At 60.7% G+C, this 20,169-nt stretch carries 18 protein-coding genes; 2 read left to right on the top strand and 16 right to left on the bottom strand.

What is annotated here, in order from left to right; genetic code table 11:
• Window positions 1-73: 73 nt before the first annotated feature.
• Window positions 74-1,183 carry a PA0069 family radical SAM protein gene (locus tag AC3WQY_RS01415; protein ID WP_492705176.1) on the top strand — a complete coding sequence of 370 codons (1,110 nt, stop codon included), beginning with the start codon at window positions 74-76 and terminating at the stop codon, window positions 1,181-1,183.
• Window positions 1,184-1,491: 308 nt separating this feature from the next.
• Here the strand turns inward: AC3WQY_RS01415 and AC3WQY_RS01410 are convergent, their stop codons facing one another.
• The 12 genes from AC3WQY_RS01410 to ppsA form a co-directional block, all read right to left on the bottom strand.
• Window positions 1,492-1,998 carry a hypothetical protein gene (locus AC3WQY_RS01410; protein WP_492705174.1) on the bottom strand — a complete coding sequence of 169 codons (507 nt, stop codon included), beginning with the start codon at window positions 1,996-1,998 and terminating at the stop codon, window positions 1,492-1,494.
• The gene (locus tag AC3WQY_RS01405; protein ID WP_492705172.1) at window positions 1,995-4,181 is read right to left on the bottom strand and encodes a hypothetical protein; all 2,187 of its coding nucleotides are present in this window, start codon (window positions 4,179-4,181) and stop codon (window positions 1,995-1,997) included. The genes AC3WQY_RS01410 and AC3WQY_RS01405 overlap by 4 nt, the downstream gene beginning before the upstream one ends.
• On the bottom strand, window positions 4,178-5,932 hold the full coding sequence (locus AC3WQY_RS01400) for a hypothetical protein (protein ID WP_492705170.1): 1,755 nt from the start codon (window positions 5,930-5,932) through the stop codon (window positions 4,178-4,180). The genes AC3WQY_RS01405 and AC3WQY_RS01400 overlap by 4 nt, the downstream gene beginning before the upstream one ends.
• A gap of 101 nt (window positions 5,933-6,033) precedes the next feature.
• Window positions 6,034-7,353, bottom strand: coding sequence for a tyrosine-type recombinase/integrase (locus tag AC3WQY_RS01395; RefSeq protein ID WP_492705168.1), 1,320 nt, complete (start codon window positions 7,351-7,353; stop codon window positions 6,034-6,036).
• A 237-nt stretch (window positions 7,354-7,590) separates the two neighbouring features.
• Complete coding sequence (locus AC3WQY_RS01390) at window positions 7,591-7,854, bottom strand: hypothetical protein (RefSeq protein ID WP_492705166.1); 264 nt, start codon at window positions 7,852-7,854, stop codon at window positions 7,591-7,593.
• Between the two features lie 47 nt (window positions 7,855-7,901).
• Window positions 7,902-9,323, bottom strand: a complete 1,422-nt coding sequence (dnaB, locus tag AC3WQY_RS01385) for a replicative DNA helicase (RefSeq protein ID WP_285232878.1) — start codon at window positions 9,321-9,323, stop codon at window positions 7,902-7,904.
• A gap of 166 nt (window positions 9,324-9,489) precedes the next feature.
• Window positions 9,490-9,942 (bottom strand): 50S ribosomal protein L9, encoded by a 453-nt coding sequence (gene rplI / locus AC3WQY_RS01380; protein WP_285232879.1) that lies wholly within the window; start codon window positions 9,940-9,942, stop codon window positions 9,490-9,492.
• Window positions 9,943-9,955: 13 nt separating this feature from the next.
• Window positions 9,956-10,246: a 30S ribosomal protein S18 gene (gene rpsR, locus AC3WQY_RS01375; RefSeq protein ID WP_285232880.1), complete on the bottom strand. Its 291-nt coding sequence runs from the start codon at window positions 10,244-10,246 to the stop codon at window positions 9,956-9,958.
• 11 nt (window positions 10,247-10,257) lie between these two features.
• The gene (priB, locus tag AC3WQY_RS01370; protein ID WP_492705163.1) at window positions 10,258-10,590 is read right to left on the bottom strand and encodes a primosomal replication protein N; all 333 of its coding nucleotides are present in this window, start codon (window positions 10,588-10,590) and stop codon (window positions 10,258-10,260) included.
• Window positions 10,591-10,632: 42 nt separating this feature from the next.
• On the bottom strand, window positions 10,633-10,995 hold the full coding sequence (rpsF, locus tag AC3WQY_RS01365) for a 30S ribosomal protein S6 (RefSeq protein ID WP_285235683.1): 363 nt from the start codon (window positions 10,993-10,995) through the stop codon (window positions 10,633-10,635).
• 168 nt (window positions 10,996-11,163) lie between these two features.
• Window positions 11,164-13,245 (bottom strand): sodium:solute symporter family protein, encoded by a 2,082-nt coding sequence (locus AC3WQY_RS01360; protein ID WP_492705161.1) that lies wholly within the window; start codon window positions 13,243-13,245, stop codon window positions 11,164-11,166.
• 117 nt (window positions 13,246-13,362) lie between these two features.
• Entirely contained in the window at window positions 13,363-15,759 is a 2,397-nt protein-coding gene (gene ppsA, locus AC3WQY_RS01355; RefSeq protein ID WP_285232883.1) for a phosphoenolpyruvate synthase, read from the bottom strand.
• A 184-nt stretch (window positions 15,760-15,943) separates the two neighbouring features.
• Between ppsA and ppsR the strand changes: the two genes are divergently transcribed.
• Window positions 15,944-16,765, top strand: a complete 822-nt coding sequence (ppsR, locus tag AC3WQY_RS01350; RefSeq protein WP_285232884.1) for a posphoenolpyruvate synthetase regulatory kinase/phosphorylase PpsR — start codon at window positions 15,944-15,946, stop codon at window positions 16,763-16,765.
• A gap of 60 nt (window positions 16,766-16,825) precedes the next feature.
• Here ppsR and AC3WQY_RS01345 read toward each other — a convergent pair whose 3' ends face one another.
• The 4 genes from AC3WQY_RS01345 to lpxA are packed head-to-tail and all read right to left on the bottom strand — an operon-like array spanning window position 16,826 to window position 20,157.
• The gene (locus tag AC3WQY_RS01345; protein ID WP_492705158.1) at window positions 16,826-17,620 is read right to left on the bottom strand and encodes a TrmH family RNA methyltransferase; all 795 of its coding nucleotides are present in this window, start codon (window positions 17,618-17,620) and stop codon (window positions 16,826-16,828) included.
• Window positions 17,617-18,246: a ribonuclease HII gene (rnhB, locus tag AC3WQY_RS01340; protein ID WP_285232886.1), complete on the bottom strand. Its 630-nt coding sequence runs from the start codon at window positions 18,244-18,246 to the stop codon at window positions 17,617-17,619. The genes AC3WQY_RS01345 and rnhB overlap by 4 nt, the downstream gene beginning before the upstream one ends.
• Window positions 18,218-19,363 (bottom strand): lipid-A-disaccharide synthase, encoded by a 1,146-nt coding sequence (lpxB, locus tag AC3WQY_RS01335; protein ID WP_492705156.1) that lies wholly within the window; start codon window positions 19,361-19,363, stop codon window positions 18,218-18,220. The genes rnhB and lpxB overlap by 29 nt, the downstream gene beginning before the upstream one ends.
• A 2-nt stretch (window positions 19,364-19,365) precedes the next feature.
• Window positions 19,366-20,157 (bottom strand): acyl-ACP--UDP-N-acetylglucosamine O-acyltransferase, encoded by a 792-nt coding sequence (gene lpxA / locus AC3WQY_RS01330; protein ID WP_492705154.1) that lies wholly within the window; start codon window positions 20,155-20,157, stop codon window positions 19,366-19,368.
• Window positions 20,158-20,169: the final 12 nt, after the last annotated feature.

Here is a 20,169-nt window from a genome sequence, read left to right as displayed (position 1 = left end):
ACAACAATACTGTATATTCATACAGTCATCAAGCAATCGGTGCATAGGCGACATCGACCGATGTTGGACCAATATGGACGAAGAACTCATCCCCGAGGTGCCCGTCACCTTCCACAAAGGGAGAGGTGCAGGCAGCAACGCGAGGTCGCGTTTCGAGCATTGGACGCGAGAGGTCGACAACTCGCATCGACCTGAAGGATTAGACGAATCCGAAGATGAGCCTCTTCCAATCAGAACGGAAGTTTTCCATAGCCGCGCGAAGAAAGTCATCAGCAGGAACAACTCGCCGGACATCCCATTCGAGCAGTCCATCAACCCATTTCAGGGGTGCGAGCACGGTTGCGTTTACTGCTATGCCCGACCGACTCACGCATACGTTGGACTTTCCCCGGGCATCGACTTTGAGACCAAGGTCTTCGCCAAGATGAACGCCGCAGAGCTACTCGAGAAGGAACTCGATAGCTCGACCTATGAACCCGCGTTGATTGCGCTCGGCGCGAACACAGACCCGTACCAGCCCATCGAGCGCAAGCTGGAAATCACGCGCGCGATAGTTGAAGTTCTGACGCGGCGCCGTGTTCCGTTCAGTGTTACGACGAAGAATGCCCTTGTCACGCGAGACATCGACTTGCTCGCACCTGCCGCTGAAAGAGGTCTCTGCAGAGTCAATGTTTCACTTGCCACTCTAGAGCCGAGCCTTGCACGCATCATGGACCCAAGGGCAAGCAGTCCAGAGAGTCGTTTGAGAGCAATAGGGAAGATGTCGAGGGCAGGCATCCCGGTGTCTGTGTTTGCTTCACCGATGATTCCAACAATCAACGACGTGGAGCTGGAACGCATCCTGAAAGCCTCTGCAGAGGCTGGGGCGACCTACGCAAGCATGATTCTGTTGCGATTGCCGAGGGAGGTACTAGACCTCTTTGTACAGTGGCTAGAGGGCCACTTCCCGCTCCGCGCCAAGCACGTCATGAGCCTGATTTCCCAGGCTCGAGGTGGCAAAGACTACGACTCCAACTTCTTCACGCGCATGAAGGGGTCGGGACCTTACGCCCAACTGCTATCGCAAAGGTTTTCGCGCGCGTGCTCGAAATACGGTCTGAAGCGCTCCGCTACAGCACCTGTTGATACGAGCCAGTTCGTAAGGCCTTCGCGACTCGAAGACTCGCAGCAGTCGTTGTTCTAACGCTTCCCTGAGGCTGGCTACTGCCCCAAAGACTTCAGTCGCATTGCACCCGGCCGCCCCCTTCATATTTCAGGCACAAAGGGATTGCCGTAGGGCGCAACGCAAGGTCGACTCCACGGACATGCAAATCGACCATGGTTGGCAGCAGCAACCCATCCAATAGCATTATTTTGGTAACGAATACTCCACTAGGTGTATAGATTTCTAAAAGCAATTCCGGGCCTCGCGCTCTTTTAATAAAAGCATCGGCGTATCCCATCTTCAAAATCTAAGCTTCAAGAGCGCAAAGCCTAAAAGCGAAAATTTATCTACTCGCGTTGCCTGCCTGCAACAGAAATGACGCCCATGGGCAAAATATCAGCACCAGACATCATTTGTTCTGGTGTCGCGGAGCCCTTCTTGGGCGTCGCCTTTGCGGAACTTGCTGAGCTAACAACGCCCCCTAGCTTCAAGACGAGACCAGCGGTTTCCGCCACGTGATAATCAACCAGCCGCTGCAACCGACTGTTCTCCGACATTAAATACAAGCATCGGATTTCAAGATTATGGTCGGCAAGGACCTTCCACACGGTGACTATCAACGCCCGGGCACCTGGAAGTTCGCACTTCTCGCTGTTAATTAGATTCCGCGACAACTCGGCCTTCCGCGCGACCTCCGCAATAGTAATTTTCGGACCTTCGACAAGCTTCGCGCTTTCGGTGTAGCTCATCGCATCAACAAGCTTTCGAAGTTCGGCAGCCACCCGCTCCTCCCGCTCATCGCTGGGCGTAAACAGGTCGATGAGAGACTTCGCGTCGTCGAGAGGATTGCTCATATTCTTTCGATAGCCTTGACAATAATCTTGCTGGTTTCGAATCGGATAACTGCGACTCGATTTGTGGGGTCTTGCGCCGCAGCCTCGTAGCTTGCCATTCGATTCCGCCAATAAGGCAAATGGGCACTGTCAGCCGCGAAGCAACCGCAGCCGGTACACATTGAGACGTTTTGACTAATATAGTCAGGAGCCTGGAACCACCAAGACGCACCACCCGATGCTTCCCTGCATCTAGATTCCATCGGTCGGACTGATATCAAGCAATTGCCATGAGCTCCGAAGAAAATACGAATGCCGTGCGCTACCACAATGTCCGCAACTTTGGCACGAAGCACTTCAAGGTCCTTAATACCGGTCAAACCATGCTCCTTATAAAAGGCTTGTACCGCACTAGCAATGTTACCGAAGTAAGAACGGCCATCCGCACCAGCGACAAAATAGTTGATAGTCGCCTGAAGCCGCATATTCTCAACGTCAGACTTTTGACGCTGCAAGGGCTCGAAGTAGCCACGAAATAGAATTACCTTATTAAGATGACCATAATGACTGGTCAGAGCCTCCGCGGCAGACTCCCGGGCTTGAAGGATATATTCGGCAAAAGTTTTCCTACCTTGATGTCCGCGAATACACTGACCTCGCGATGTGCGGTAACGGCGAAGGTCGTTGCCATGCACATCGAAATCGGGAAGGTTTGACAAGTCCACCCAGCACCGTACAAAGCGACGGATACCTCGCTGCAAAGTCGGGCCCTTGGCGGCCACAACCCCATCTGCGTCTCGTGGCATGCTATGAGGATTCGAGAAATGCAAGAAAAGCGGGTTTCCTTTTGCCTCCGCGTATAGCGGGGACCAAATGGTATGCAGGTGCGCAAGTGCCTGCGCACAAATAGGCAACTTTTTGGAGCCTCGAGGCACCGCACCTATTACCCAGTCCCTCGGGAACGGTGTTCGGTTGTCCTTATATATTTGCCCCTCGAAGAAAAATAAGTCGAAGAGTCCATCGGGAGTTTCCCGTTTATGGATGCACGATGGCAGCCCCTTATTCTTCAGGCGTTCGGCAGTTGCGGAGCACACCTCCGAAATTCGCAGGCCGACGAGATATTGGAGGGCTAGTACGCACGCATCACGGAACATCAGCGCAGAAAGCCTGACCCGGTGCGCGTCAGGGACGTCCTGCCACTGGGCATCGCCTCGTTCTCCCCAAGGTATTTTGCTCAGGCTCCCGTTGTCAAAGCCCGCCGCGCAGATTTCCTTGATTGCTTTGCGTTTCAGCCGCATGTCTCCGTGCGCGCATGCTGCGTGATAGCTCTGGTGGGCAGCGGCAAGTATGGGCCCCTTGTTCTCAATCCAATCGACCACGGTATTCAGCAGTGGGATTGCCACGAACTCTGGGAGTGCTGGAATGCGGTTAATGACGTGAGGAACAACCTTCGCCGTTACTTCGCCGTAAGTTTGGTCGCCAAATGGTCGACGATGAAAGGTCCTAATCCGCCGGCTTTCCAATAATGACCGCTGAGCGTGCAGAAAATACAGTGTGCGGACGCGATTGCTCAGCTGACCGTAGGTGTAACCATCGTCTTCTGCAGCCTCTTCGGACAGTTCTGAATTTTGACCAGACTCCACTCCATCAACATCTTCTTCGCTTAAGTACTCATCGTCCCCTGATTCCCCTGTGGTTAATGAATCCGTCGTTTGCTCCTCGGTATGAAAGCCCCAGCCGTAGCCCTCTGCTTCGTACCCTGGATAGAAAGCCTGTCTGTCGGTAAGAATATCCTGCAGAGCGGATAGATAGTCATCCTGCACAGCAGGAGTCAATTCAGAAAAACACGACCGGCGCGTCCAGACCATCCAACGGAACAGCTCTCGATTGCCCACCATGATTGGGCCCAAGGAATGAACGTGCAGCGATTTTCCGAAGAGTTCATTAGTAACCATCCCCCAAGTCATGGTCTTGAAACCCTCCAGCAGTGAAATATGCTGAACGTCGGTGGAAAAACTTCCATCGGGGAGTGAAAAGCACCAATCGAGAATGATGTCTCTACTAGCAGGATTTGGAGAACGGAATCGCCAGCGCTTGTTGCCCCAGAACGAATACGTCCGGTCTGCTAAGTCAATAGGATTTGACTCGTCGAAATTCTCGGGGACAAAAGCCTCTACAGCATTTGCTTTCAGTTGCATATTCATTCCAGTATTCCAATCGGCGGAAGATGCATCTTCTCGGCTTCAACCCAAATGTCGTCGCCATATAAGAGCAGCCATTTCTTTACCACTGCCTCAACATTGAAATAGACACCGTTCCAACGCTCAATTGACAAATACACCTTCGCTTTCTGCAACTCGTCGCGAAGCTGAAGCATCCTTGCCAGGGAATAAGGTAAGCGCAGATTTGGCGACCCATGAGGGCATCCTGGACAGCGACCAAACGCCACACACAGTTCGTCCTTCCGCTGCCCTGGAATAGGTGAGTCCATCGGGTCAACACAAATGCATCCAGGAGTCGCCGCACCTCGGTCCTCGTCCTTCGGCGCACGTCTATGAGTGGACTTTCCACCAGTGCGCGCCTCGCGAATCCTCCCGTTCTGCAGTAGCCCAATCGTGTACTGCCCACGCACCTTCATGAGGTCGCTCTGATAGTGGAGGCGCGCAACCACCTCGGACTTTCCGCCCTTCAAAGCAAGCATCTCTCGAATATCGTCGTCGGAGATTTGCCAGCCAAAGTCAATAGAAGTTTGGCGCAGCTCCGAAACTGTGAACAGGGGTAATCCATTGCGCGACGCGAATTCTTTAAGATGGTGACTCCATGTCGAGTCAGAAGAATTCCCAACGTCCTCCGCCGTATTAAACGGTTTGATTTCTCCATCCTTAGTCGGAAAAATGAACAGATGGTCCTTGAAAGGTCCTGCTTGCTTTCTAATCATTGACGTCCATTCGGACATCAATTTAACAATTGAACTGGGCGACGCTGGGTCCGTGGCATCAACGGCGAAGCTCCTGCTATATGGCCCCGCGCGATTCTTGTCAAAACGGAGTGCCATCCTTGCGGTCTTGAGCAAGTCAAAGCTTTCAATATTCTTGATTTTGAGCGCCCTCAATGGTTCAGTGTTTGCGTGCGCATATATGTAGAGCAACAACAATGGCGGAATCAATGCTTCCGCCGTGGGCTGGAAATACAACGAAACATTGCGCCATCCCCCGTGCTTTCCGGAAATTGCATCGGATAGGGTTTTGTCGAATTTCTGGATTTCAGCAAAGAGCGGCATGCCACTCTTTCCAAACTTCAGGTGTAAGGCCCAAATTACAGCCCCCAATGTCGGCCACCTCTTGCTCCCTTTTGCTCCGTCGAGAGGAAGCATCGGGGCTCCTGACAATAGTTCATTCGCATATGCACGCTTGCGGCTGAGTTCAATAAATTCAGACCTGGCCGCGATTAGCACCTTCAAAAGGAAGGAGAGCCCAAGCGCTTGCGTCGTTTTTGTTGCCTTTTCTGCACCCGAGTACGCATTAGGGAATGCATCAAAATCAGGCAATTTGCTCTTTTGTGCTGCGCCATTTGAAATGGCCGCGAGCAAACTAGGGACAATGTGATAATACTTTCTGGCAGTATTGGGGTGATATGGCGAATCGCCCACATTTGGGGTGGTATCGAGCCAACGTCGAAATTGCTCGCCCAAATCGACCGGCCACTTTTCAAGAGGAAGCTTATCCAGTCCCTTGGTCACTGCAAATTTGATAATCCCACTAGCCAGCTTTGTATAGACCGTACCGAACGCCCTTTTGGTGTGACATGAGTTGCACAAGCCAACGAATCCATCGGAGAGCGCATCCTTGGCAACAAATCCAGCCACTAGCATTTCAAAGTTTCCGAGTGCCTTAAGAAAGTATTCCTTTAAATGTTGCTTTCCTTTAAACGCACGAAAGCGCGCATCCAAAATCACGTTCGCACGAGGGCTCGCAATTTGCTTTCGTTCGGCATCCGTCAGTTGCGCATAGCGCGTCGCCTTCGGATTCCGATAATCCCGGCTAGACCTATATCCAGTCATTGAATTCGAGCCTCCGCGCTGCCAACCCTGGCCATTGCATTCAGGCTCGAAACGAACTTGTCGCTGACGTAGGATTCAAACGTTCTACAACACTGCAGATACGTCTTAATGGTTGTCAGAACATCTTCATGACCGAGCTGGTCCGCAATCCCCTTCCATGGCTCTTCGATTCCGGCGCTACGCATCGCGTAATATGCCCAAACTGCAAATGTGTGCCGAAGGTCGTGAAAGCTGAATCGAGCCATTTCCGACATTTCCACGCGGCACTTTGTCCAATCACCATTCGTTGGATGAGTTTTTCGCACAGCGATAACCAATCCAGCGTTCATACAAGCTTTGGTGAATCTCCGTTGGACGTTTCTCCGACTGACTGGCCTACCCTCGCTAGTTGCTCCACTCTGGTTAACGAGTAGGTATCCATGTTCGGACTGCCCCTTCATCACCGATGCCCGCTCCTTTTGCATGTAGGCAAGAATCTTCGATACCAGTACTCCATGAAAATGCAGCAGCTTTGTTCTACCGCCCTTTCGTTTCACGTGCATTGGGTACATTTCCAGTGGATGAATCGTCGCACCAATGAATTTCTGAAACTGCATCACCTTGAGACCCACCACCTCGAATAGTCGCAAACCGGACTGATGCGATATATAGGTGGCCAAGCGAAATACAGATGTCGCAGTGCCCTTCTCGCAATCAAAAACCTCGGAATCCGTGCCGAGTTGCGCATACAGGGAATCCATTTCCGCTCGTTGCAATACCCTCGGAATGCGTACATTTTCAGCCGCATCACCTCTCACTTCCACCGGCTTGCTTTCACGCCTGCGCTTCTGATTCTCCGTGTACACCTTTTCAATGGCCCTAGGCAGGAAAAGACTCCCAGGGGGTAGCGCTTCCATCTCAATCGACAAATTTCGTGAGGCCCATTTGTACAACCCCAATATTGGCACCAACCTACGAGTGACAGTTCCCTCACTGTATGGCTCCCTTCTTACCGGAGAAACATTTCCTTCCATAATTCCCACGTAGTCGTCTAGATTCTCCCAAGTCGCAGCCAACCAATCGAGATTAACTTCACGACAAAATCGCACGTAGTCGAGGATGTCATCACTATAGGAACCCACTGTATTAACCACATATCGTCCACTCTTCGACAAATAGCAATCAGCCAGAAATAACAAAGCCGGCTGAAATACCTTTCCTGATAACCTATCGTAAATAATTGGAAAGTCTTCAGGAATGAATCCGTAAGTTGTTTTCGTCGCCTTTCCTTTAATCCATTCTGGAAATTCGACAGACCCTTGTTCAAGCTCACTCATTTTCGTGTCACCCACCTTGTGAACTTTTATACATCTCGACATGTGATGGATGCAACAGCACGAACAACCTACGTTTAGCTTTTAGGTCTGAATCAGTATTTGTTTTATTACATGCTGTAAAAAGAAAAAGAGACCGCATGGGTCTCTTTTTGTACAGCTCAGCGCAGACCCAGTTCTAGGTCTTGTGGTTGCAGGAACCAGTGGCACTAGGAGCTCCGTCTAATGCAGATATCTCCGTCACATAACATGCTCGCAACCGCGGTAGGGGTTGATCGAGAGGTCGAAGCTGATGTCGGGCGACTGGTTGCTCGAGATGATGCTCTTGGCATGCTCCTCGATGATCTGCGTGCTGGGCGGCAGCTGCTCTTCGGCGGCCTCCTGCTCAAGCGTGCCCCAGCCGTCGTCAAAGCATTCACGGGCCTGGCGCTCAAAGCGATGCGCGATGGCCCAGTCGCTGCCGCGCCCCTTGAGGGGAATGGGAGGCTTGATGGTGGAAGGCATACTGTATTTTCATACAGTATTCCATTCATTGCCAGCGCCAGGGCTATTCAGTACTCGTCGCCGCCGCCGCTGTAGCCGGGTGCCAGGTTCTCGAACTTGGTGTGCATGCGCTGGAAGGCCAGCTTCACCGTGCCCACCGGGCCGTTACGCTGCTTGGCGATGATGATCTCGGCCACGCCCGGCTCCTTGCACTCGTCCTTGGTGTAGTACTCGTCGCGGTAGATGAACATGATGATGTCGGCATCCTGCTCGATGGCGCCGGATTCGCGCAGGTCGGACATCATGGGGCGCTTGTCGGGCCGCGTTTCCACCGAACGGTTGAGCTGCGAGAGCGCGATCACCGGGCATTGCAGCTCCTTGGCCAGGGCCTTGAGTCCGCGCGAGATTTCGCCGATCACGGTGGCACGGTTTTCCTCGTTGCCACCGTTGCCGCTCATCAGCTGCAAATAGTCGATCACGATCAGGCCCAGCTTGCCGCAGATGCGGGCCTGGCGGCGCGCACGCGCGCGCACCTCGCTGGGCGAGAGGCCGGGGCTCTCGTCGATGAAGATGCTGGACTTGCCGAGCTTGTCCACCGCCTCGGAGAGCCGGCTCCATTCATCATCGGCCAGGCGGCCGGTGCGCAGATGGCCCTGGTCGATGCGGCCGATCGAGCCCACCATACGCAGTGCCAGCTGGGCCGCGCCCATTTCCATCGAGTAGATGACCACCGGCAGGCCTTCGTTGATGGCCACGTTCTCGGCGATATTGACGGCGAACGCCGTCTTGCCCATCGAGGGGCGCGCCGCCAGCACGATCAGGTCGCCGGGCTGCAGGCCGGCGGTCATGCGGTCCAGGTCGAAGAAGCCGGTGCGCACGCCGGTCACGTCCTCGGCGCCGTTCTCGGCCAGTTCGTTGACGCGATCGATCAGCTGCACCACCAGGTTGTCCATGCTCTGGAAGCCCTGGCGGCTGCGCGAGCCCTCTTCGCCGATGCGGAAGATCTTACCCTCGGCCTCGTCGAGGATCTGGGTCACCGCGCGGCCCTGCGGCGCGAGCGCCGCGGTGGCGATCTCGTCGCTGGCGCTGACCAGCTTGCGCAGGATGGCGCGCTCGCGCACGATCTCGGCATAACGGCGCAGGTTCGCGGCACTTGGCACGCTCTGTGCCAGATCGTTGAGGTATTTGAGGCCGCCGCAATCGGCCGCCTTGCCCAGCGAGGTCAGCTCCTCGAACACCGTCACCACGTCGGCGGGCTTGCCGGCGTTGATGAGCTTGCCCACCGCGGCAAAGATCTGCTTGTGCTCGAAGCGGTAGAAATCGCTGTCGGACAGCAGATCGCCGGCCCGATCCCAGGCGCTGTTGTCGATCAGCAGGCCGCCCAGCACGCTTTGCTCGGCTTCCACCGAGTGCGGCGGCACGCGCAGGCGCGACACCTCGTCATCGCTGCGATCGGGGGATCCGGGATTGGGGGAAATGATCGCTGACATGGTCTCGAGTTCCAAACGCCGCTGTGGACAAGTCTGTGGAGAATCTGTTCAGGGCCTGGGGGTGGAGCTGTATAACTCGTCCCCCAGAAGGCAAAAAAGCCGAGGGCTTGGCAGCCTCCGGCTTTTTCTGATTGCAGCCCTTCGGGGCCGCAAACACTATCGGTACTTACTCGACGTCGGCGACGACCTGAACGGAGATCTCTACCACCACATCGGTGTGTGCAGCCACGCTCACGGCGAACTCGCCCACGGCCTTCAGCGGACCATTCGGCAGACGGATCTGCGACTTGGCCACGGCGAAGCCCATCTTGGTCAGGCCTTCGGCGATGTCGGCGTTGGTCACCGAACCGAACAGACGGCCGTCCACGCCAGCCTTCTGGCTGATGCGCACGGTCTTGCCGGACAGGCTGTCGCCCAGGGCTTGAGCGGCGGCCAGCTTTTCAGCGGCAGCCTTCTCGAGCTCGGCGCGCTTGGCTTCGAATTCCTTGATCGCGGCGGCCGTGGCACGGCGTGCCTGGCGGGTCGGGATCAGGAAGTTGCGTGCGTAGCCGTCCTTGACCTTGACGACGTCGCCCAGGTTGCCGAGGTTCGCGACCTTTTCAAGCAGGATGATTTGCATGTTGGGTTACTCCTCAGACCTTGTGCTGGTCGCTGTAGGGCAGCATGGCCAGGAAACGGGCGCGCTTGATGGCAACCGTCAGCTGACGCTGGAAGAAGGCGCGCGTGCCGGTCAGGCGAGCGGGCGTGATCTTGCCGTTTTCGCTGATGAAATCGCGCAGCGTGTCGATGTCCTTGTAGTCGATCTGCTCGACACCGGTGACGGTGAAGCGGCAGAAACGCTTGCGGCGGAACAGCAGCGACTGTTGATTGCGCTTGGGCTTGCGGTCCTTGGAGAACCGACCTTTACCACGTGCTGGGGGCATAGTGTGACCTCTTAACTTTTCAATCCGGATACAGATTCAGGTGCGCGAGTTGCTACCTCTTGCGCTGTCAGTTCGGTGATGTGGAAGATGATTCCACGACCGTTGCGTTGGGCTGCCAGAAAGCCGCCGAAGCGGGCATGTCCACCAACACCAAGCGCCTGAACGCGTTTGGCCGTCTCTCCGATTGCCACCGTCTTGAGCTCCATGGAGACCTTGCGGGGGCCGCCTGCTTCTTGCACCGTGGAATCATGCTTGAGCACGATGTCCAGGGCCGGCAATCCGGCGGGCGTGTATCTGAGTAGACCGAGTTCCTGTATCTGCGCGAGCAATAGAAGCTGATTCACAGCCGTACGCGCTTCACAAGAACACTCGCTTGATCACCCAACTTAGGCAGTAGCTTCCTGAGGAGCCTTGCGAGCTTCCTCACGCTCCACAGCCTTCATCATCACGGAAGGCGTGGTCTCGGCCTTGGGCTTGACCACCGTCAGGTGGCGCAGCACGGCGTCGTTGAAGCGGAAGCCGGTCTCGAGCTCAGCCAGGACTTCCTTGCTGCACTCGATGTTCAGGCACAGGTAGTGAGCCTTGGCCAGCTTCTGGATCAGGTAAGCCAGTTGACGGCGGCCCCAATCTTCAACACGGTGGACCACACCACCGCCAGCGGTGATCAGGCCCTTGTAGCGCTCCAGCATGGCCGGAACTTGTTCGCTTTGATCCGGATGGATCAGCAGAACGATCTCATAGTGACGCATAAACACTCCTTGTGGATTCCAGCCCAGGATGATTCCTGCACTGTGGAAGCCGGACCCCAGCGTCAAACTCATGGGTACGGCAAGGGAAAGCCCGCGATTGTAGCGCGAAATGCCGGAAGGCCCAAATGGGCGCTGACTGGCGTGCCGCTCAGCGCGGTTCAGCGCGTTTCAACGCGGATCTGGCGCACGCAAACGGGCCAACAGGGCCCTCGCCGACGCCGGTGGTGCGGGCGTCAGCAGGCTCACCAGCACCAGGGCTACCGTGCCCGCCGGTATGCCGAACAGGCCGGCCGAGATCGGATGGATGCCCCACCACAACTCGACGGCGCCGGGAATGCCCAGGCTGCGCCGCAGGCCCGGATCGGCGCTGACCATGTAGTAGGCGCACACCGCCAGCCCGGTCAGCATGCCGGCCAGCGCGCCCTGCTTGTTGGCCCGCTGCCAGAAGATGCCCAGCACCAGCACCGGCACAAAGGTCGAGCCGGCGAGCGAGAACGCCGCCGAGACCAGCAGCACGATATCGGCCGGCCGCTGCGCCGCCACCGCGGCCGCGCTCAACGCCGTGGCCAGCAGCAGCGCCTTGGACAGCGTGACACGGCGGGTGCTGCTGGCGCCGGGGTTGACGATGCGGTAATAGATGTCGTGCGAGAGCGAGGCCGAGATCGTCAGCAGCAGGCCATCTGCGGTCGATAGCGCCGCGGCCAGGCCACCCGCCGCCACCATGCCCGAGACCACATAGGGCAGCCCGGCCAGCTCGGGCGCCAGCAGCATGATGATGTCGCTGCCCAGGTGCAGCTCGCCCAGTTGCAGGATGCCGTCGCCGTTCACGTCGTTGATCGACAGCAGGCCCGCGTCCACCCGCATCCACTGCCCCACCCAGGCGGGCAGATCGGCGATGGGCGTGCCCACCAGGCCGTTGAAGACCTCGAACTTGAGCATCACCGCCAGCGCCGGCGCGGTGATGTAGAGCAGGCCGATGAAACCCAGCGACCAGGCCACCGAGGCGCGCGCCTCGCCCACCGAGGGCGTGGTGTAGTAGCGCACCAGGATGTGCGGCAGGCCCGCCGTGCCGAGCATCAGGCAGAACACCAGGGCCAGGAAGTTGCGGCGCGAGACGTCGAAGCTTTCCTGCTGGCCGGCGTCGCCCTCCGGGTCGCCCGCAAACGGCTGGGTATGGGCCGGCATGCCCGAGAGCGGCCGCGCGCGTTGCTCGTCCTGGGCCTTGGCGCGGCGCCACTGGCTTTCGGCCTCGGCCACCGTCTTGGGCAGGGCCGCGCGGCGCTTTTCGGCAGCCTGGATCTCGGCCAGCGGCGCATCGCCGGCCTTGAGCTTGGCGATATGACGCGACGCCTGGGTGCGCTCCGCCGCCAAGGCGGTGGGCACGTCCTGCAGTTTCTGCCCGTACTCGATGGCGCGCTGGGCATAGAACTGCCGCACCTGCAACTCGGCCGGGTCCTTGATCAACTCCTGCTCGCGCGCGCTGATCTTCTGCACCTGGTAGCCGTACACGGCCTGCGGCACCGGCACGCCGGTCTGCTTGATCGAGAGCCACACCACCGGCACCAGGTAGGCGGCAATCAGGATGATGTATTGCGCCACCTGGGTCCAGGTGACGGCGCGCATGCCGCCCAGAAAAGAGCACACCAGCACCCCGCCCAGACCAACGAACACGCCGATCTCGAAAGTCAGGCCGGTGAGCCGGGTGGTGATCAGGCCGATGCCATAGATCTGCGCCACCACATAGATGAAGGAGATCAGGATGGCGGCCAGTGCGCCCAGCAGGCGCAGCGTCTGGCTGTCATAGCGTTCGGCCAGGAAATCGGGGATGGTGAAGCGGCCGAAGCGGCGCAGATAGGGCGTCAGCAGCAGGGCCACCAGGCAGAAGCCGCCGGTCCAGCCCAGCACGAAGGCCAGCCCGCCATAGCCGGCCAGATACAGGGTGCCCGCCAGGCCGATGAAGGAGGCGGCGCTCATCCAGTCGGCGCCGGCGGCCATGCCGTTGTAGAAGGCCGGCACGCGGCGGCCGGCCACGTAGTACTCGTCGGGGTCGGTGGTGCGCGTGAAGATGCCGATGCCGGCATACACGCCCACCGTCACGGCCAGGAAGCAAAAGCCTATCCAGGTCTTGGGCATGCCCCAATGCTCGAGCACGGCCAGCACCAGCACCAGCATGCAGAAGCCCAGGGTGTAGGCGCCATAGATGCGCCCGAGCCTGCGCTTGAATGCTGCCGCCATGTCCACGATTGCCATGCGGCGATGATGCTTGAGGCCCGCCCCGCCGCGCATCCCCGACTACCCGCATCACGCCACAGTTCGCGCACAAAAAAAGGCGGCCCGCGGGCCGCCTTCTTGCCGGGCAGGCAGTACTCAGCGCTTGGCCAGGCGCTGCCAGGTCTCGATCACCGTGTCGGGGTTGAGCGAGATCGAGACGATGCCTTCCGAGGCCAGCCAGTCGGCGAAGTCCGGATGGTCGCTGGGGCCCTGGCCGCAGATGCCGATGTACTTGCCGGTGGCGCGGCAGGCGGTGATGGCGCGCGAGATCAGCGCCTTGACGGCCGAGTCACGCTCGTCGAAATCGCCCGCCAGCTGCTCCAGGCCGGAGTCGCGGTCCAGGCCCAGGGTCAGCTGGGTCAGGTCATTGGAGCCGATCGACATGCCGTCGAAATGCTCCAGGAAGGCCTCGGCCAGGATGGCGTTGCTGGGCACCTCGCACATCATGATGACGCGCAGGCCATCCACGCCGCGCTTGAGGCCACGCTCGGCCAGCATGTCCACCACGCGCTCGGCCTGGCGCACCGTGCGCACGAATGGCACCATGATCTCGATGTTCGAGAGCCCCATGTCGTTGCGCACGCGCTTGAGCGCCTCGCACTCCATCGCGAAGGCATCCGAGAACTCGCCGCTGATGTAGCGCGAGGCACCGCGGAAGCCCAGCATCGGGTTCTCTTCGTCCGGCTCGTAACGCGAACCGCCGATCAGCTTGCGGTACTCGTTGCTCTTGAAGTCGGAGAGCCGCACGATCACCGGGCGCGGGAAGAAGGCCGCGGCGATGGTGGCGATGCCCTCGGCCAGCTTGTCCACATAGAAGGCACGCGGCGAGGCGTGGCCGCGCGCCACCGACTCGACGGCCTTCTTCAGGTCGGCGTCGATGTTGGGATAGTCGAGGATGGCCTTGGGGTGGACGCCGATGTTGTTGTTGATGATGAACTCGAGGCGGGCCAGGCCCACGCCGGCGCTGGGCATCTGCGCAAAGTTGAAGGCCAGCTGCGGGTTGCCGACGTTCATCATGATCTTGATCGGGCAGTACGGCAGCTCGCCGCGATGCACCTCGCTGATCTCGGTCTCGAGCAGGCCGTCGTAGATGTAGCCGGTGTCGCCCTCGGAGCAGGCGACCGTCACCAGCTGACCGTCCTTGAGCTTCTCGGTCGCATCACCGCAGCCCACCACCGCCGGAATGCCCAGCTCGCGCGCGATGATGGCGGCGTGGCAGGTGCGGCCACCGCGGTTGGTGACGATGGCCGAGGCGCGCTTCATCACCGGCTCCCAGTTCGGGTCGGTCATGTCGGTCACCAGGACGTCGCCCGGCTGCACGCGCTCCATCTCGGCGATGTTGTGCACCAATCGCACCGGGCCGGTGCCGATCTTCTGGCCGATGGCACGGCCCTCGGCCAGCACCGCGCTGTGGCCCTTGAGCTTGTAGCGATGCTCGACCTGGCCCTCGGCCTGGCTCTTCACCGTCTCGGGGCGGGCCTGCAGGATGTAGAGCTTGCCGTCCACGCCATCGCGGCCCCACTCGATGTCCATCGGGCGCTGGTAATGCTGCTCGATGATCATGGCGTACTGCGCCAGTTCCACCACCTCGGCATCGGCCAGCGAGTAGCGGTTGCGCTGCTCGGGGGCGGTATCCACCGTCTTCACCAGCTTGCCGCTGGCGGCCTTCTCTTCCGGCGTAGCGAACTCCATGCGGATCAGCTTGGAGCCCAGGTTGCGGCGGATGATGGGCAGCTTGCCGCGCTGCAGCGCGGGCTTGTGCACATAGAACTCGTCGGGGTTGACGGCACCCTGCACCACCGTCTCGCCCAGGCCGTAGCTGGAGGTGATGAAGACCACGTCCTTGAAGCCCGACTCGGTGTCGATGGTGAACATCACGCCGGCCGAACCAAGGTCGGAGCGCACCATGCGCTGCACACCGGCGGACAGGGCCACGTCGGCATGGGCGAAGCCCTTGTGCACGCGGTAGCTGATGGCGCGGTCGTTGTAGAGGGAGGCGAACACCTCCTTCATCTTGTGCAGCACCTCTTCGATGCCCACCACGTTCAGGAAGGTCTCCTGCTGGCCGGCGAAGGAGGCGTCGGGCAGGTCTTCCGCGGTGGCGGACGAGCGCACGGCAAAGGACACGCCGGGGTTGTCGGCGGTCAGCTTGGCAAAGGAGCTGCGGATCTGTGCTTCCAGATCGGCCGGAAAGGGCTGCGCCTCCAGCCAGCCGCGGATCTCCGCGCCGGCCTCGGCCAGCGCGCGCACGTCGTCGGTATTGAGCGTGGCCAAGCGCGCCTCGATGCGCTTGTCCAGGCCCTCATGCTTGAGGAACTCGCGGAAGGCATGGGCCGTGGTGGCAAAGCCGCCGGGCACACGCACGCCCGAGGCGGCCAGTTGCGAGATCATTTCGCCGAGGCTGGCGTTCTTGCCGCCAACGACCTCGACGTCGCTCATTCTCAGATTCTCAAAGGGAACGACCAGGGCGGTCGCATCAAAGCGAGAAGACATGGGGAAACTCCGTGATGTTGTGAAACCGGGGCTCCCGCGCACGCACCCACCCCACCATTTCTGGATTCTTCTAGGAGGTAGAGGGGGTTCATGAGGCCGTGCATCGCTCAAGCGGGATATTGCGGCCGATTCTACGGTGATGTGCTTCTATGATGGAAACCCGCACATCAAAGCCCCCAGCGCCATGCCCAATCGCACCGTGTACTTTGTCTCGGACGGCACCGGGATCACTGCCGAGACCTTCGGCAACTCCATCCTGGCCCAGTTCCCCGGCAAGCCCCGCCATGTGCGCCGCCCCTTTGTCGACAGCGCCGAGAAGGCGCACCAGGTGGTGCGCGAGATCAACAACCTGGGTGAGCAGGAGGGCCAGCGCGCCATCGTGTTCGCCACCCTGGTGAACCGCGAGGTGCTGCAGATCGTGCGCGAGCATTGCAAGGGCCTGGTGATGGACATGTTCAACACCTTCATCGAGCCCTTGGAAGAGGAGTTCCAGGTAAAGTCCAACCACCGCGTCGGGCGCTTCTCCGACGTGGCGCGCAGCCAGGAGTACCACGACCGCATCGAGGCGATCAACTTCTCGCTGGCGCATGACGATGGCCAGTCCGCCAAGAACCTGGAATCGGCCGACGTGATCCTGGTGGGCGTGTCGCGCAGCGGCAAGACGCCGACCTCGCTCTACCTGGCCATGCAGCATGGCATCAAGGCGGCCAACTACCCGCTCATCCCCGAGGACTTCGAGCGCAACAAGATCCCCTCGATGCTAGAGCCGCACAAGAAAAAGTGCTTCGGCCTCACCATCGACCCCGAGCGCCTCTCGCAGATCCGCAACGAGCGCCGCCCCGGCAGCAAGTATGCCGATCTGATGAACTGCCGCTACGAGATCAACGAAGCGGAAGCGATGATGAAGCGCAATGGCATCTCCTGGCTCTCGTCCACGCACAAGTCGATCGAGGAGATCGCCACCACCATCCTGCGGGACATCCGCCCGGACCGCTTGATCTACTGAGCCCGGGCAAAGATGAGCCCTCTGCGGGCTCATCGCCGCCGGGCGAAGGATGGCGGCTTGCTAGCCGCCAGGCTGAGTGAGTCGCTGGCGTGCCGATTCGTAGAGGCAGATCGCCGCGGCACTGCCCACATTGAGCGACTCCTCGCCGCCCGGCTGCGGAATGCCCACGGTCAGCGCACAGCGCTGCATCAGCGCCGGCTGAACGCCCTGCCCTTCGTGGCCCATCACCCAGGCGCAGGGCTCGGGCAGGCGCAGCTGGTGCAGTTGCTGCTGCGCATGCGAGCTGGTGGCCACCAGGGGCACGCCCAGCCGATCCAGATCCTCGGGCAGCAGCCCCTCGACCAGGCGCAGGCCGAAATGCGCGCCCATGCCGGCACGCAGCACCTTGGGCGACCACAGCGCGGCCGTGCCCTTGAGCGCGAGGATCTGCTTGAAGCCCAGCGCACCGGCATTGCGCAGGATGGTGCCGACGTTGCCGGCATCCTGCAGCCGGTCCAGCACCACCGAATCCAGCCCAGGGGTCAGGTCTTGCCCTGCCTGGTAAGGCACTTCGAAGCCGATGCGCGCCGGCGACTCCAGCCCGCTGATGGTCTTGAACAAGGCCTCGGGCACCACCAGCACGCGCGGCGCGGCGTCGGCCAGATCGCGCAGCGGCGCCTCGGCGTAGGCGCTTTCGGTGACCACGGCGAGGCTGAGCGGGTAGGCGCGCGCCAGCGCGGCGCGGGCCAGGTGATCGCCCTCCAGCCAGATGCTGCCCAGCTTGCGGTAGGCGTTGGCGTCCGAGGCCAGCTTGCGCAGACGCTGCAGTACCGGGTTGTCGCGCGAGGTGATGTGGAGAACGTTGGGGCTCGTCATTTCGTCAAAACCTCGCGCACCGGCGCAAAACTCGTGCGATGCCAGGCCGTGGCGCCATGCTCGCGCAGCGCGGCCATGTGGTCGGCGGTGGGATAGCCCTTGTGGGTGGCAAAGCCGTACTCGGGATGCTGCTCGTGCATCAGCACGCAGAGGCGGTCGCGGTGCACCTTGGCCAGGATCGAGGCGGCCGAGATCGCCTTGACCTTGGCATCGCCCTTGACGATCGCCTCGGCCGGAATCTTCAGCACCGGCAGGCGGTTGCCATCCACCAGCACCTTGGCCGGCTTGAGGCGCAGGCCCTCCACCGCGCGGCGCATCGCCAGCATGGTGGCCTGCAGGATGTTGAGCTCATCGATCTCGGCCACGCTGGCCTCGGCGATGCAGCAGCACAAAGCCTTGGCGCGGATCTCGTCGAACAGGCGCTCGCGCTTCTTCTCGGTCAGCACCTTGGAGTCGGCCAGGCCGGCAATCGGCTGCTGGTCGTCCAGGATCACCGCGGCGGCCACCACCGGCCCGGCCAGCGGGCCGCGGCCGGCCTCGTCCACGCCAGCCATCAGGCCAGGCACGTCCCAGACCAGCCCCAGCTGGGTCGGCAGCTCAGGCGCCGAGGACTTGCGCGATCGCATCGCTGGCCACCCGCGCCGTATCGCGGCGCAACAGCAGGTGTTGTTCGTGAAAGCGCGCCTGCACGCGTGCATAGCGCTCGGCATCGTCGAGCCAGGCCAGGCCTTCGCGCGCCAGCGCCTTGGGCGTGCATTCCTCCTGCAGCAGCTCGGGCACCAGGAATTCGCGCGCCAGCACATTGGGCAGGCTGACCCAGGGCAGGTAGTTCTTGCCGCGCATGCGCCAGGCGTTCAGCGCGTGCATGCGGTAGGCCACCACCATCGGGCGCTTGAACAGCGCCGCCTCCAGCGTCGCGGTGCCGCTGGCCACCAGGGTGATGTCGCAGGCCGCCAGGGCCTCGTGCGAGCGGCCGTCCAGCAACGTCAGGTTCAGGCCCTGGCCGAGGCGGTCCACCATGGGCTGCAGCAGCTCGCGCAGGCCCGGCGCCACCGGCAGGATGAATTTCAGCTCGGGCCGCGCCTGGCGCATCAGCTGGGCCGCATGCAGCATCGGCTCGGCGATATAGCCGATCTCGCTGCGGCGGCTGCCGGGCAGCAGCGCCACCACGGTGTCGCCCTCGGCCAGGCCCATGGCCGAGCGGGCCTCGGCCCGGGGCGGCTGCAACGCGATCGCATCGGCCAGCGGATGGCCGACATAGGTGGCGGCCACGCCGGCCTTGTGCAGGATCTCGGGCTCGAAGGGGAACAGGCACAGCACATGGTCCGCCGCCTTGGCGATCTTGTGCACGCGCTCGCCGCGCCAGGCCCAGATCGAGGGGCAGACGAAATGGATGGTCTTGATGCCGGCCTCGCGCAGCCGCGTTTCCAGGCCGAAATTGAAGTCGGGCGCATCCACGCCGATGAAGGCGCGCGGCCGCTCGGCCAGCAGGCGATTGCCCAGCTGGCGGCGGATGCTCAGCAACTCGCGGATATTCAGCAGCGCATCGACATAGCCGAAGATGGACAGCTTGCTGGACGGCCACCAGGCCTCGAAGCCCTGGGCCTGCATGCGCGGCCCGCCGATGCCCTGGGTGCGCAGCGCGGGCCAGCGCTGGCGCAGGCCCTGGATCAGCAAGCTGGCCAGCAGGTCGCCGGAAGCCTCGCCGGCCACCAGCCCGAGGCGCGGCGCTTGTTCAGACATCGCTAGCGCACCAGGCCGCGTGTGGAGCCGGCAATGAAGTCCAGCATCAGCTGCACATCGGCCACTGAATCGCCACCCTGCTCGGCCAGCAGCGCCTGGATTTGTGCGCTCGATTGCTCCAGCGTCAGGCTGCTGCGAAAGATCAGCTTGTGCAGCTGCCGTATCACCGCGATGCGCTCATTGCTGAAGCCGCGCCGGCGCAGGCCGGTGAGATTCACCGCGCGCACCGCCAGCGGGTTGCCGTCCACCGTCATATAGGGCGCCACATCCTGGGCCACATGACCCTGGAAGCCGATCATCGCGTGCGCGCCGATCTTGACGTACTGATGCACGCCCGTCAGGCCACCGATGGTGGCCCAGTCGCCCACGCGCACATGGCCCGCCAGGGTGGCGTTGTTGGCCAGCACGCAATGGCTGCCCAGTTGCACGTCATGGGCCAGGTGCACATAGGCCATGATCCAGTTGTCGGAGCCGACCCGGGTGACGCCCTCTTCCTTGAAGGTGCCAGTGTTGAAGGTGCAGAACTCGCGCACCGTGTTGCGGTCGCCGATCACCAGCTCGGTCACCTCGCCGCCATGGCTCATGTCCTGCGGCATCGCGCCGATCGAGCTGAACTGGTAGAAGTGATTGTCGCGGCCGATGCGGGTGCGGCCCTCGATGACGCAATGCGGGCCCACGCGGGTACCGGCAGCTATCGAGACCTCGGGCCCGATCAGCGCGTAGGCGCCAACTTCCACGTCCTCGGCCAGCTGGGCCTTGGGATCAACAATGGCGGTGGGATGGATGCGAGCCATATGCGCCCGGAC

The sequence above is a fragment of the Roseateles sp. FW301-B2 genome (assembly GCF_058788955.1).
The sequence above is the reverse complement of the archived record's forward strand: the minus strand, read 5'-3'. Positions and strand labels throughout refer to the sequence as shown.

Coding starts and splice junctions, on each gene's coding strand:
- AC3WQY_RS01415 (WP_492705176.1), top strand. CDS start 74: ATGGACGAAGAACTCATCCCCGAGGTGCCCGTCACCTTCCACAAAGGG.
- AC3WQY_RS01410 (WP_492705174.1), bottom strand. CDS start 1,998: ATGAGCAATCCTCTCGACGACGCGAAGTCTCTCATCGACCTGTTTACG.
- AC3WQY_RS01405 (WP_492705172.1), bottom strand. CDS start 4,181: ATGAATATGCAACTGAAAGCAAATGCTGTAGAGGCTTTTGTCCCCGAG.
- AC3WQY_RS01395 (WP_492705168.1), bottom strand. CDS start 7,353: ATGAGTGAGCTTGAACAAGGGTCTGTCGAATTTCCAGAATGGATTAAA.
- AC3WQY_RS01390 (WP_492705166.1), bottom strand. CDS start 7,854: ATGCCTTCCACCATCAAGCCTCCCATTCCCCTCAAGGGGCGCGGCAGC.
- dnaB (WP_285232878.1), bottom strand. CDS start 9,323: ATGTCAGCGATCATTTCCCCCAATCCCGGATCCCCCGATCGCAGCGAT.
- rplI (WP_285232879.1), bottom strand. CDS start 9,942: ATGCAAATCATCCTGCTTGAAAAGGTCGCGAACCTCGGCAACCTGGGC.
- rpsR (WP_285232880.1), bottom strand. CDS start 10,246: ATGCCCCCAGCACGTGGTAAAGGTCGGTTCTCCAAGGACCGCAAGCCC.
- rpsF (WP_285235683.1), bottom strand. CDS start 10,995: ATGCGTCACTATGAGATCGTTCTGCTGATCCATCCGGATCAAAGCGAA.
- AC3WQY_RS01360 (WP_492705161.1), bottom strand. CDS start 13,245: ATGGCAATCGTGGACATGGCGGCAGCATTCAAGCGCAGGCTCGGGCGC.
- ppsA (WP_285232883.1), bottom strand. CDS start 15,759: ATGTCTTCTCGCTTTGATGCGACCGCCCTGGTCGTTCCCTTTGAGAAT.
- ppsR (WP_285232884.1), top strand. CDS start 15,944: ATGCCCAATCGCACCGTGTACTTTGTCTCGGACGGCACCGGGATCACT.
- AC3WQY_RS01345 (WP_492705158.1), bottom strand. CDS start 17,620: ATGACGAGCCCCAACGTTCTCCACATCACCTCGCGCGACAACCCGGTA.
- rnhB (WP_285232886.1), bottom strand. CDS start 18,246: ATGCGATCGCGCAAGTCCTCGGCGCCTGAGCTGCCGACCCAGCTGGGG.
- lpxB (WP_492705156.1), bottom strand. CDS start 19,363: ATGTCTGAACAAGCGCCGCGCCTCGGGCTGGTGGCCGGCGAGGCTTCC.
- lpxA (WP_492705154.1), bottom strand. CDS start 20,157: ATGGCTCGCATCCATCCCACCGCCATTGTTGATCCCAAGGCCCAGCTG.